Source organism: Ruegeria sp. YKSD163 (assembly GCF_059612905.1).
In genome coordinates this window covers 22,454-35,332 of record NZ_JBXWRM010000022.1, presented here as the reverse complement: position 1 = coordinate 35,332, position 12,879 = coordinate 22,454, and the positions used below count along the sequence as shown (strand labels likewise).

The 12,879-nt window shown below is 61.0% G+C and carries 9 protein-coding genes; all 9 read left to right on the top strand.

Annotated features, from left to right (window positions below; all coding sequences use genetic code 11):
* Nucleotides 1-26 precede the first annotated feature (26 nt).
* Genes AC2FNA_RS20790 through AC2FNA_RS20750 form a run of 9 tightly spaced genes read left to right on the top strand, consistent with a single transcriptional unit; the run spans nt 27 to nt 12,720 of the window.
* Entirely contained in the window at nt 27-1,064 is a 1,038-nt protein-coding gene (locus AC2FNA_RS20790) for a PseG/SpsG family protein (protein ID WP_496829850.1), read from the top strand.
* Nucleotides 1,065-1,110: 46 nt separating this feature from the next.
* Nucleotides 1,111-2,313, top strand: a complete 1,203-nt coding sequence (locus AC2FNA_RS20785) for a tetratricopeptide repeat protein (protein ID WP_496829848.1) — start codon at nt 1,111-1,113, stop codon at nt 2,311-2,313.
* An 11-nt stretch (nt 2,314-2,324) separates the two neighbouring features.
* The gene (locus tag AC2FNA_RS20780) at nt 2,325-3,452 is read left to right on the top strand and encodes an ATP-grasp domain-containing protein (RefSeq protein WP_496829846.1); all 1,128 of its coding nucleotides are present in this window, start codon (nt 2,325-2,327) and stop codon (nt 3,450-3,452) included.
* Nucleotides 3,449-4,357: an NAD-dependent epimerase/dehydratase family protein gene (locus tag AC2FNA_RS20775; RefSeq protein ID WP_496829844.1), complete on the top strand. Its 909-nt coding sequence runs from the start codon at nt 3,449-3,451 to the stop codon at nt 4,355-4,357. The genes AC2FNA_RS20780 and AC2FNA_RS20775 overlap by 4 nt, the downstream gene beginning before the upstream one ends.
* A 43-nt stretch (nt 4,358-4,400) precedes the next feature.
* Nucleotides 4,401-6,353 carry a hypothetical protein gene (locus AC2FNA_RS20770; protein ID WP_496829842.1) on the top strand — a complete coding sequence of 651 codons (1,953 nt, stop codon included), beginning with the start codon at nt 4,401-4,403 and terminating at the stop codon, nt 6,351-6,353.
* Nucleotides 6,354-6,379: 26 nt separating this feature from the next.
* A complete protein-coding gene (pseI, locus tag AC2FNA_RS20765; RefSeq protein WP_496829840.1) occupies nt 6,380-7,450 on the top strand; it encodes a pseudaminic acid synthase in 1,071 nt (356 codons plus the stop codon).
* A gap of 30 nt (nt 7,451-7,480) precedes the next feature.
* Complete coding sequence (locus AC2FNA_RS20760) at nt 7,481-10,546, top strand: hypothetical protein (RefSeq protein ID WP_496829838.1); 3,066 nt, start codon at nt 7,481-7,483, stop codon at nt 10,544-10,546.
* A gap of 29 nt (nt 10,547-10,575) precedes the next feature.
* Nucleotides 10,576-11,913 (top strand): DUF4910 domain-containing protein, encoded by a 1,338-nt coding sequence (locus AC2FNA_RS20755; protein ID WP_496829836.1) that lies wholly within the window; start codon nt 10,576-10,578, stop codon nt 11,911-11,913.
* A gap of 9 nt (nt 11,914-11,922) precedes the next feature.
* Nucleotides 11,923-12,720, top strand: coding sequence for a formyl transferase (locus tag AC2FNA_RS20750; RefSeq protein WP_496829834.1), 798 nt, complete (start codon nt 11,923-11,925; stop codon nt 12,718-12,720).
* Nucleotides 12,721-12,879: the final 159 nt, after the last annotated feature.

Sequence of the window (12,879 nt, the reverse complement as noted above, 5' to 3'; positions counted from 1 at the left end):
GAGCCGCGTCCGCAAGGAGACGAGGCGTGACAGACAAGGTGATATTTCGCTGTGCTGTATCCGCCGCGGTGGGGATCGGGCATCTGATGCGCTGCCGGGAAATGGCGCGATATCTGCAATCCCTGGGCGGGCAGGCGGTGCTGCTGGGGCCGCCCGAGACGCTGCGCTCGGATCAGGATGCGCGCTTGTTCGCCGACTGGATCGAGGTGCCCGAACGCGGCAGCTCGGCCGAGGATGCGGCCCGGCTGGTGGCGCTGTGCCGGGACCATGGCACCCCCTATGCGGTGATGGACGATTATCGCGGCGATCCCGAATATCAGCAGATCCTGCGCGATGCGGGCCTGCGCTGGCTGCAGCAGTTTGATGCCAGTGCCCCCTGGGAATTTCAGCCCGACCTGCTGGTCAATGCCAGCCCCTATGAGCGGCGCGAACAATATCTGCCCTGGCTGAAGGAGCCGGCCCGCACCCGGACCCTGTTCGGGCCGCGCTACGCGGTGCTGCGCCCGGCCTTTGCAGGCATCGCCGCGCGGGCCGACGGGCGCCCGGTGCGGCGCGTCCTGGTCGCCTTTGGCGGCGGCGACGACCGGGGCGCTATCGCCACCGCGATCGCGGCGCTGGCAGGCCGTCTGGGGCCGGATGTGACATTGGTGATCGTGTCGGGGGCGGGCAATCCGCGCCGCGAGGCGGTCGCCGCCGAGGTGGCGGCCCTGCCCGCGGGCCAGGCCGAGTTCCATGTCAATCCGCCCGACATGGCGGGGCTGATGCGGGACTGTGATCTGGCGGTGATCGGCGGTGGCACGATGAGCTACGAGGCGGCGATCTGCGGCCTGCCGATCGTGTTCATGGGGCTGGCCCCCAATCAGGAACGGCCCTGCCGGGGCTGGCAGGAACTGACCGGGGCCCGTTATCTTGGCCAGGTCGGGGCGGTGACGCCGTTGGAACTGCACGCGGCCGTGGCCGCGCTGGTCGAGGATGATGCCGCACGGACCGCGATGGCGGCCGAGGGGCGACGCTTGGTGGACGGGCAGGGGACCAGACGGCTGGTCGAGGCCTTGGTCGAGTAAGTAAACTTTTTCCAGAACTCAAATCATGCGGAGGAGATAGTCGAATATGGCGAAAACAGCCGGATGGGATCCCAAGGGAACAGCCGCAATTGCAGAGACGACGACCGAGACCGCGTTCCAGGAAGATCATTTTCACCTGTTGAGGAATGAGCAGTCTGACAAGCTTGTGATTTTTTTCACAGCGACAGGGCGTATCCCGAGATTGTTCAACTTCTGGGGTGTGGGTAATGCACTCGTCTCAGATTACAATATCTTGTTCGTGAATGGCTTCAAGAACAGCTGGTATCAGGATGGCGTAAAGGGGATGGGAGAGGATCTGGCGGGGACGATTGACTGGATCCGGACTTGGTGCAGCGAAGCTGGGGTAACGGATATTCTCTGCACGGGCCAATCCATGGGTGGGTACGGTGCATTGCTGTTTGGGGGCTTGTTGAAGGCGCGAGCGCTTGCCTTTGCCGGAGAAACGGTTCTGCAACTTCCCCACAGCCGTTTCAATCATCTGGCCGATAAAGACACGGAACTCTTCTATCCGTCGATAGCGGATGCTTTCCCCGGAGGTTTCGATGCGACTCTGATTATTGGCGAGAATGATCCGGTCGACATTATATCGGCCGAATATCTCAGGAAGATGCCGGGCGCAAAGATCATTCCAATGAAGCATGTTGGTCATGGGCCAGCTGGGTACTTGCGCAATCGGGAGCGGCTGGAGCCTGTGCTACGGGCCTGGATTGAGGGTAAGGAACTTCCGGAGTTTCCAGAACTTGGGCGCTCGATGGAGATCGCTGGGTTCAATCAGGCATTTTATGATGGATATGTTCACTTCAAGAACAAGAAATACGAAATGGCCATCCGCAGGTTGTCGCGAGCGATCAATTTGTATCCCACCCATGAAGAGGTGCGCCGTCTGAAGGCTTGCGCGCTTTTGCAGATCGGCAAGAATGTTGAAGCGCTAGAGCAGAGCGCTGTTGCGTTGGCATTGTATCCATCTTCCGAAGCGAACTACGATTGGGGTCGCGTATTGCGCGGTGTCGGCGAATACGAAGAATCGAGAAAAGTATTCGTCAAAATGCTCCGGCAATGGCCCAATCATCACCGTGCCCTTTACGCTTTGGGTATCACCCTGTTGAAGATGGGAAAACGTGAACAGGCCGAGGGCCGCTTCAATCAAGCCTATGCGCTGCAGCCCAAGAATGAAAATTACCGGAAACGGGCTACCGTTGACACTACTTCTCGCCAGACACAAAACTAAGGTTGAGTATGATGAAAAAGATCATGGTGCTGGGCACCAATGCCGGTCAGGCCGATCTGATCCGCCACATGAAGGATCGCGGCTGGTTCGTGATCGGCGTCTCTCCGGTCGCCGGCGAGTCCGGGCAGGCCTATTGCGATGTGGTCGAGGCGATCAACATCGTCGACCTGGACGCGCTGGCCGAGGCGGCGCAGCGCCATCAGGTCGATCTGGTCTATTCGATCTCGTCCGATATCGCGATGACCTCGGTGGTGGCCCTGTCCGAGCGCCTGGGCCTGCCGCATTTCTATGACAGCGATTTCATCGCGCTGCTGGACAACAAGGCGGCACTCAGGGCGTTCCTGAAAGAGCACGACCTGAGCCCGGTGCCCTTTGTCGAGGTAAGCGATCCGGCGGCGGCGGCGGGCTGGGATCACTTCCCCTGCATGGTCAAGCCCACCGATGCCCAGGGCCAGCGCGGCGTGGTGCGTATCGACCGGGCCGAGGATCTGGAACCCGCGATCAGCCAGGCGATCGGCTTCTCGCGCAGCCGCAAGGCGATTGTCGAGGGCTTCCTCGAAGGGGTCGAGATCTCGTGCAACGTGATGGTCTGCGGCGGCCAGGTGCGGATGAAGGTCCTGTCCGAGCGTCTGGTGCACGGACCCCATGCGCTTGGCGTGCCGCGCGGGCATCTGGTGCCCTGCAAGGATGTCAGCGAAGACAACCAGTGCGCCGCGCTGGAACTGGTCGACGGGATCATCGCGGCGATGGGAACCCGGGACGGGGTGCTGTATTTCCAGATGATCGTGACCCCGGAGGGTCCGCGCGTGGTGGAGATCGCGCCGCGGCTGGATGGCTGCCACATGTGGCGCCTGATCCGGGCGGCCGAGCGGGTCGACCTGATCGCCATGACCATGGATTGCCTGACCGGCGAGGGTACGCCCGAGGCGCTGCCCAACAATGGCGAAGGCAACCGCCACGGGCGCGACATGGAACTGATGTTCCAGCAGATGGCGCCGGGCGCGGCCTTCGACCCCGGGCGGTTCCCCCAGCCCGAGGGCGTGATCTATCACGAGTATCGCTATGAGGCGGGGCAAGAGGTGCGCCCGGTCAACGGCACGCTCGAGGTGGTGGGCTATTACGTGAGGGAGACCCCATGAGCGGCGCCGTCGCATCCGGCCTGATCGCGGTCACCGGCGCCTCGGGGTTCATCGGGCGCTATCTGTGCGCCGATCTCGAAGCGGCCGGATACCAGGTGCGCCGGTTGGGACGCGGACCGGCGGAACAGCCGGACGACCGACAGACCGATTACAGCCGCGACAGCCTGGTGGCGGCGCTGGATGGGGCCGATGCGGTGATCCACCTGGCGGGGCGGCGGATGACCCGCGAAGACGCGCCGATGGAGCTGGCCCCGTTCTGGGAGCCCAATGTCGCGGCGATCGGCGACCTGGTGCATGCCGCGCGCGAAAACGGGCTGCAAAAGATCGTGCTGGCCTCGACCATCGCGGTCTATTCGCCCGCCAGCGGCCTGCCCTATCGCGAAACCGCGCCGGCGCGTCCGATCAATGCCTATGCCTTGTCGAAACTGATGGCCGAGCAGCATCTGGAGATGCTGACCCGGGCCCGCGGGCCGGCGGCGGTGGCGCTGCGGCTGGCGGCGGTCTATGGTCATGGTGAAAAGGGCACGCCCGCCTTGATGCGGTTTGTAGGCCAGGCCAGCGCGGGGGAAACCATCGTGCTGACCGGCAATGCCGATTACCGCATCGACCAGCTTTACGTGCGCGATGCCACGGCGGCGTTTCTGGCGGCGCTGCGCGGCGCGGCGACAGGGGTCTGCAATATCGGCGGCGGCCGCGCCATCCCGGTGGGCGAGATCGCCGAAACCGTCAATGCGGTATTCGGCAACGCGGGCAATATCCGCTATGACACCGACAGCGACACGCCGATGCCAGAAACGGCGATGGCGCTGGACGAGGCGGAGCGGATGCTCGGCTGGGCGCCGGGCTTTTCCCTGCGCGCGGGGCTTGAGGATATGTGCCGAATTATGCGCGCGGTTTCGGACTGATATGTTTTGAATTTAACAAGTAACAAAAACATGGGCTGGTATTTTGAAACACAATGATAGCAAATCGATTGTAACCTCGGCGCGAAAATTTCTGTGGCGCGCGCGGGAAAACTGGAGAAAACAGGTCCGCAAGAGGCGGCCAGTTGCGCGCGAGGCCCGGGATATTCCGGGCCAGTCTGTTGAGGTATTTCAGTATCCACCCGCCCAGCCCGGTCCAGGAGCAGCCGTGGAGGTCTTTGGCGATCCGCTCCATAAAACCCGACGGAAAATTTCGAAAGAGTGCAAGAAACAGGACCTGGACACCTTCCTGGAGGGAGAAGCCTGCCGCAGTATCGGCAATTATGTCGTTATTCACAGGGCGGACAAGGATCTGCTGCGTATCATCACGTCGCCGGGATATTGCGGCGGCTACTTTACTGAAACAGAGGGGCAGTTTGCCGCCGGAACTCTGCTTTCCCCGGTGTTGCAGCAGATCGGAGACGCGGTCGAAATGGACCCTGTCGGCCTGAGCCTGTTTCTGTCCCACGCGCCCAAGAGCAATTTCAACCAATTGCCCTTCACCACGATGTTCAAGGATGTGACACGCCTGCCTCCGGGCAGCGTTCTTGAGGTGCAGGGTGGCAAGGTCGTTCAATTCCGCAGCTATTTGTGCAACGCGGATGAACAGGGGGGGAAGCGGCCCAAAACCTTCTACGGTGCCATGTCCGAGGTCAGCCAGAGCGTCCAGCAATACTTCTTGCGGGAAACGCATATGAAGGCGGCCGTCATGTTCTCGGGCGGTGTGGACAGCGTGGCCGTCTTTCTGGGGCTGCGCGAAGTCCTGCCCCCGCCCATGCTGAAGCTCATGACCATGGAGCATTCGGCCTCGAACGGTCCGGAGCGCGCCCTGCCGGCGGCTGCGGCTCTTGGGGCCAAGGTCGAACTGGTGCCCAACGATGTCTATGCGGATGGGGTGATTTATGATGCCATCATTGCCAATATGGAAAAGGACATCGTTGCCTTCAGCGGCCCCCACCTGGCTCTGATAAATCGTCCGGACACGGATACGATCGTTTTTCATGGCCAGAATTTCGATGCGCTGGCCAATATCAATATGGTTGTTCTGAACGAGACCCAGGAAGCAGGGTATCTATCAGATGCCGGTCTGAGGGCGGCCAAAACCGAACATCGCCAGCAGCGTCAGCACGAGGCGTTTCTAAGAAACATCCAGCTGACGGACAGCTACCTGGAGGATGTCTATTTCCAGAAGCTGACGAGCAGTTTTTATGCAGGCCTGAATGGCGGGGGCAGAATTGACCCGGAGTTCGGTCGAAAAGGGCTTTTGCGGGGGATGCTGTCGTCGCAGGTGCCGAATATGCTGGTGCCAAATCGCATGCCGATTGATCAGGTCAGCTATCTTAATCAGGAAGTTGCCAGATTCGACGCCTATGTCGGAGAAGCCGCACAGAAGCCCCGTATGGCGCTTGATATGATGCGGTTCCTGACCTACTCGCACCTGGCAAACAAGCGGATTGCGACATTCGGGTCCGAGCGGAATGTCCGCCCGCTGCTTCTGGCCATGTCGGGTCCGATCACCCGTTACATGCTTGGGCGGCCGCGGGGGCTGACCGACGCGAGCCAGCCGAAGCGGGAAATCTATGCCTATGCCAAGCAGCTTTCGAGATTGCCCTATCGGACCATGATCCGCCCGAACGAAGAGCTGACCGGTCAATTTGAAGCGACCCAGCCAGGCTCGAGGCAGCGTGTCGATGCGATCCTGGAGCGGTTGGTCGACGAGCTTGATCCTGCAACCTCTGTGGTGCTGAGACGCGTGGCGGATCTCCAAGCGCGCGATTATGTCTCAGAGATCTACTCCTCCAGCCTTGAGGCATATAAACGGGGGCGCGTTGGCGGTAGTATGCCGGCCAGCGCCCACCAGAAGCAAGTTTTGCTCCGTCTGGCCAATCTGGAAAAACTTCTGCACACGAACAGCCTCGGACCGCACCGGCCACATTGAAACAACCGTTTGAAAAGAGACCGCCCATGCTCACACTGAGAGAAGAACTTAGCAAAACCCACGGCATCGCCAATGACGGCAGCCCCTTCGTGATTGCCGAGATGTCGGGCAACCACAACCAGTCGCTGGAGCGGGCGCTTGAGATCGTCGATGCCGCCGCCGCCACCGGGGCCGATGCGCTCAAGATCCAGACCTTTACCGCCGACAGCATGACGCTGGATCTGAGCGAGGGCGAATTCACCATCACCGACCCCAAGTCGCTGTGGACCGGGCGCACGCTCTACAGTCTCTATGAAGAGGCAAAGACCCCGGCCGAGTGGCACAAGCCGATCTTCGACCGGGCCCGCGAGAAAGGCATCCTGGCCTTTTCGACGCCGTTTTCCGAGGATGCGGTCGAGCTGCTCGAAAGCCTGGATGTGCCGGCCTACAAGATCGCCTCGTTCGAGGCGATCGACCTGCCGCTCATCCGCTGCGTGGCGGCGACCGGCAAGCCGATGATCATCTCGACCGGCATGGCCAGCGCGGTTGAGATCGGCGAGGCGGTCGAGGCGGCGCGCTCGGCGGGCTGTACCAACCTGACCCTGCTGAAATGCACGTCCAGCTATCCGGCCAGCCCGGAAAACACCAACCTGGTGACCATGCCGCTGATCGGCCAGACCTTCGGCTGCAACTACGGCCTGTCCGATCACACCATGGGCAACGGCGTGTCCTGCGCCGCCACCGCCCTGGGGGGATCGGTGATCGAGAAGCATTTCATCATCGACCGGTCCGCCGGCGGTGTGGACAGCGCCTTTTCGCTGGAGCCCGATGAATTCACCGCGCTGGTGACCGAGGTCAAGCGCGCCGCGGCGGGCATGGGCAAGATCACCTTTGGCGGCACCGCCTCGGAACAGGCCGGACGTCGCAAGCGGCGCTCGCTCTATATCGGTGCCGATCTCAAGGCCGGCGATGTGCTGACGCCCGAGAACCTGCGCCGTATCCGCCCGGGCCTGGGCCTGGCGCCGCGCCATTTCGATGCGCTGATCGGCCGCCGGGTCGGGCAGGATGTCAAGCGCGGCACGCCGATGAGCTGGGATCTTCTGGACGACAAATCGTAAGGCGGGGTGAACGCTATGCTCCGCGAGAGCTTGTATCGTGTCAAAAGCGTGGTCGTCCGGAAACTGACCTATGGTGCGCCATTGCGGCTGAGCAAGGTGCTGTTGCGCTATAATCGCTACAAGCTGGCGAGCCAGATTCTTTATCTGCCCGGCCGCTACAAGCCGAACTGTCCCAAGACCCTGCGGCTGCGGGAGCGGGCCTATGAGGGGCTGGGCGATTCAGACCGCGTGGCCGAATACAAGGCACGGCAACTGCGCCAGAAGATGACCGAGCCGATCGAGCAGAAGGATTATGCCAAGCTGTTCGCCCTGATGGCGGAGATGGAGCGGACCTGCCGTCCGGCTCCCTACAAGGCCGGTTACCTGATCGGGCAGCAGATGGTGTCCGAACCCGGGCGCCGCCGTCTGCTGTCGGCGGCTCTCAAGACGCAGAGAAAATATCCCGACAGCATCTTTCTGGTCCATATCATCACCCTGTGCCGGGCGATGAAGGGCGCCTATCACCCGGCTGCCCGCCGGATCGTGAAGGAACTGGCCAATCTCGAGGCCGCGCCCGAACTGCTGATGAAGCGGCGCACCAAGATCCTGCAGGACAGTCTGCGGATGGTGGACCTGATCGCCCGCGAGGCCATGGATTGGGCCAGCGAGGATGGCGATTACGACAGCCTGGTGGTCGCTTCGGCGGGCAAGAAGGAGAGCAAGGCGGAGAAGGCCTCTGCCAAGGCGGAGGAGAGCGGCGCGGCGGCCGAGGAGTCCTTTGGCGTGGCCGGCATGCAGGATTTCAAGGAACTGGCGCTACAAGGCCGGATGCGCGACACCTATCTCGAGATCTGCGACAAGGATTTTGCCGAGGCCGAGACGCTTCAGGCCCGGATCAAGGCGATCCAGGACATGGTGCGCGCCAGCGTGCGGCACGTGCCCGATTACAGCAGCTCGTACGAGCTGGCCCGGACCCGGCTGGCGGAGATGAAGGCCGAGCTGAAGCCGCTGTTCGACGACAGCGCGCCCCGGACCGCGGACCAGAACACGGATATGGTTCTGGTGCTGTGCGACTATCTTCTGCTGGTCCGCCGACTGGGGTTGAGCGACGAGATCGACCGGGTGCATGCGCGCATGGAGGCGCTGTCTGAACGTGCCGAGATGCTGCCCTTCCTGTGGTCGGTGCCAGTTACCATTGCGCGCGATGTCAACGAGCTTCCGCTGTCCAGACGCGTCATGGAGCGGCTCGAGGGGCACAAGCCCAAGATCAACCGGGATATGCAGAGCTATTTTCGCTGGACCATGATCGCGCGGGAATATGAAAAGGCCAATGCCTTCTACAAGGCCCTGCCCAAGAACCTGCGTCGGCGCAGCGGCTTGCTGTATTACGCCAACATCCTGCAACGCCAGGGCCGGTTCAACGAGGCGCTGAACCTGGTCAAGGAAGTCTATGGGCAGATGCTGAGCAATCCCAGCACCGTGAACGCCTTTTCCAGCCACAGCCTGATCAAGCGGGTGGGCGAGCTGCGCTTCCTGATCGAGACCGCCAAGCATTTCAAATCGGTGCCGCAGCCGAAAGATCCCAAAGGGGTGGTTCTGATCGCGCCTCGCAATATCGATGCCTTGCGTCGCAATCCGCTGATGGTGCTTCTGGAGCTCAAGCGGAGGGGCTGGGCCGTGGTGCCGATCGTCGAGGGGTTGTTGCCCCGGGAACTGACCGGGATCGGGGAAATCGACGTGATGAACGGCGCGATCAACCAGAACATTGTGCTCAGTTCCGAGGTTGTCGAGGTGATGCCGGACGTGGAGGATTTCGTCTTCGACCCGGACAATGCGACCCTGCGCTGGGGCAAGATCGACCTGGGGCATTCGCTGTGGGAAGACGCGGCGATCAACCGGCGCCGCTATTCGATCCACTGGCAGTGTCCCGAGCTGCAACATTATCTGGGCGGACTGGCCGAATGGACCCGGGCCGAGGCGCGGGTGCTGCAATATGCCCTGAAGACGACGCGCGAGCGCAACCTGCCTGCCACCTGTATCGCGCTGTTCAGCTATCGCCTGCCGGATTCGCTGTTCCGCTTCTTCTGCGAGAAACACGGCGATCCCAAGAACTTCTTCTGCCTGCAGGTCGCCAACGGGTATCAGAACTATTTCACCAATTTCTCGACCAATATCTCGCAGCGGTTCGTTGTGCGCAACGTGACGCAATACCCGCAGGTGCGCTCGGGCAGTTTCCCGATCCCCGAGTTCTTCGAGAATTATTACGAACAGAAAAAGGACGATATTCCGGCGATCATGGAGCGTTTCATCGGGGTGACCAAGGTCAAGCGCTCGACCGAGGGGACCTCGGGGCGACCCAAGGAGGCCCAGGCGCTGGACAAGCGCCTGAACGAATGGCGGGCCAAGGGCGGCAAGATCGCCTGTGCCTTTGGCAAGGTGGTGTGCGATAGCGGGGTGCCCTATGATGGCGGTCCGGGTCACGGCAATATGAAGGATTGGGTCAATCATTGTATCCGTGCTGTGCAAGGCAGCAACACGCTGTTGCTGATCAAGCCGCACCCGCATGAGCTGAACAACCAGATCGCCACTTTCCCGACCGAGTATTTCCGGGACCTGATAGAAGAACCCTTGGGTGAAAATGCCGTGTTCCTGGGGCATCGCTGGTTCGACATGCACGACATGCAGAGCAGAATGGATCTGGGGCTGGTCTATAACGGGACCACGGCGATCGAACTGGGGATCATGGGAGTTCCCTGTATCCTTGCCAGCCATTTCGCGCCGATCGACTATCCGATCGGTCATGCGACTGTGCGCGACCGGGAAGAATTCGAGGCGCATCTGCGTTTTGAAAAACCGACTAAAGTGGCCCCCGATCTGCGCGAGCGGGCGGCGGTCTGGCTGGATTACATGGCGAACGAGGGCTTTACCCAAGCCTACCGGTATCATGCTCGTCCGGTGACCAACAAGGTGCTCTACCCGCCTTACTGGTTCCAGGACGATATCAAAAGACACCAGGTGGCACCGGACCCGGCGGTCATAGAACTGGTCGGGCGTGCCCTTGGAGAAAGATTCGAGCCAGGGTTTTCTTGGGCGAGCATGCAATCTCTAGTTACGTAATTCTCAAATACAGATAAGGCCACATAAACATGAATGCTGACTTGTCGAAGCTGTTCGACCGACTCTTCCCACTCTGCCGGAGCATTACCGGTCCTGACCTGCGCGAAAGCCTGAACATTTTCGCGGAGTACATGCCGCTTGAGATGCACGGTGTCGCCACTGGCAGTGAGGTGCTGGACTGGACCGTGCCGCTGGAATGGTCCGTCCAGGCGGCCCGCCTGATCGGGCCCGACGGTGAGGTGGTCTGCGACTTCAGGGATCACAACCTGCATCTGGTGAATTATTCGCAGCCGTTTCAGGGCAAGATGTCGCTGGACGAGTTGCAAAAGCACCTGCATTCGCTGCCTCATCTGCCTGATGCCATTCCCTATGTGACAAGCTACTACAACCCGCGGTGGGGGTTCTGCCTGCCGCACCGGCAGCGTATGACCTTGCCGGAAGGGGAATACACCGTCGATATCCAGACCACGTTCTCTGAGGGGGAGGTGAATTTCGCAACCTGCGATCTGCCAGGTGAGAGCGAAGAGGTGGTGCTGATTTCATCCTACCTGTGCCATCCCAGCATGGCTAACAACGAATTGTCGGGCCCCTTGGGGCTGTTGCGGCTCTATGAGAATATCAAGGCTCTGCCGCGGCGCCATTTCACCTACCGCTTTCTGCTCTGCCCCGAGACGCTGGGATCGATCGCCTATCTGGCGCAGTTCGGTGAAGAGTTGCGCCCCCGGCTACGGGGCGGCATGGTGCTGACCTGTCTTGGCGGTTACCGGGAGACGCTGAGTTTCAAACTGTCGCGGCGCGACTGGCTGGAACAGCCCAGTTCTATCGACCTGTTGGCGCGGCGTTTTGCCGAGCTCTATCCGGAGCGGTTCGAATTGCGTCCGTTCACGCCGACCTCGGGGTCGGATGAACGCCAGTTCTGCTCACCGGGTTTCAATTTTCCGATCATCCAGGCCGCACGAACCGTATATGGGCAGTTTGTCGAATATCACACGTCTGGCGACGACAAGCGCTTCATGCGGATCGAACAGGTCGAACGTGCTGCCGATGCCTTGGCCGAGTTCTTGCAGGTTTTCGATTACGATGGCCTGATGCTGCGCAATACTCAACCCTATGGTGAGCCGCAGCTGGGGCGCCGGGGCCTTTATCCGACCATCAACTCACCAATGAATCGGGGCAACTCCAGCGATAATGCTGTGGATCAGCGTCAGACCCTAAACCGGCTGCTGATGCTCCTTTCGCTTGCAGATGGCGCACATGGGCTGAACGCGATTGCCGACCGGATCGGGTGTGGGCCGGATGCTCTTCTGCCGATCCTGAAAGAGTTGGAAAAGCAGAATATTATTGTCACCCAAAAGATGGACCACTGATCAATGTCGATGATTGTCATTACCGGGGATCACCCGCGCCACAAGTACCTTGCGAACCAGTTGGCCGAGGCCGGCTTACTGAGCGGTTGGGTGATCGAGCGCCGCAAACCCTTCATGCCAGAAGCGCCGGCAGGGTTGGGGGACGATCTGACCCGCCTGTTCAACCTGCATTTCAAACGCCGTGAAGAAGCCGAAGAACGGTTCTTTGGTACCCCTTCGGTCCCGGCCGGACTGCGGACGCTGGATGTCACACCCCAGACGCTGAATGATGCCGCAACAGTGAATTTCATCCGTGACTGCGGCCCGCGCCTGGTGCTCTCCTACGGCTGCCACAAGCTGAGCGATGAACTGATTGCTGCGGCGGGCTGTACGTTCTGGAACACCCATGGCGGATTTTCGCCGCAATATCGCGGGGTGACCACCCATTTCTGGCCCAGCTACATGCTGGAACCGCAGATGACCGGTGTGACCATGCATGAGACCACCTCGCATATCGACGGCGGGGCGGTGATCCATCAGAACGCTGCCCTGCAAATGCATGCCGAAGATGGGCTGCACGATCTGGCCGCGCGGACGGTCAAGGCCTATGCCGACGAGATCCCGGCCTTGCTGTCGGCGACGCTGCAGGGGGACTTGCCTGCAGGCCAGCCCCAGAAAACTTCGGGTAAGATCTGGATCGGGACGGATTGGCGCCCCGAACATCTGCGCCTGATCTACGACACCTATGAGGACAAGATCTGTGCTGCGGCCCTGAACGGCGAGATCGAAGGCCGCGTGCCGACCTGCGTAAGCCTGCTCAAGGGCTGAGACATACAGAAGACGAAAGCTGCGAGGCCATCTGGCCTCGCACAGGATGTGGTGTGGGACTTATCGTGTAAGAATCCGCAACCCATCACGAAAACCCTTGGAACATCAGCCATCATACAACCTGTTGAAACCTTTGATTGGAGGTGGCGTTGTGATTTC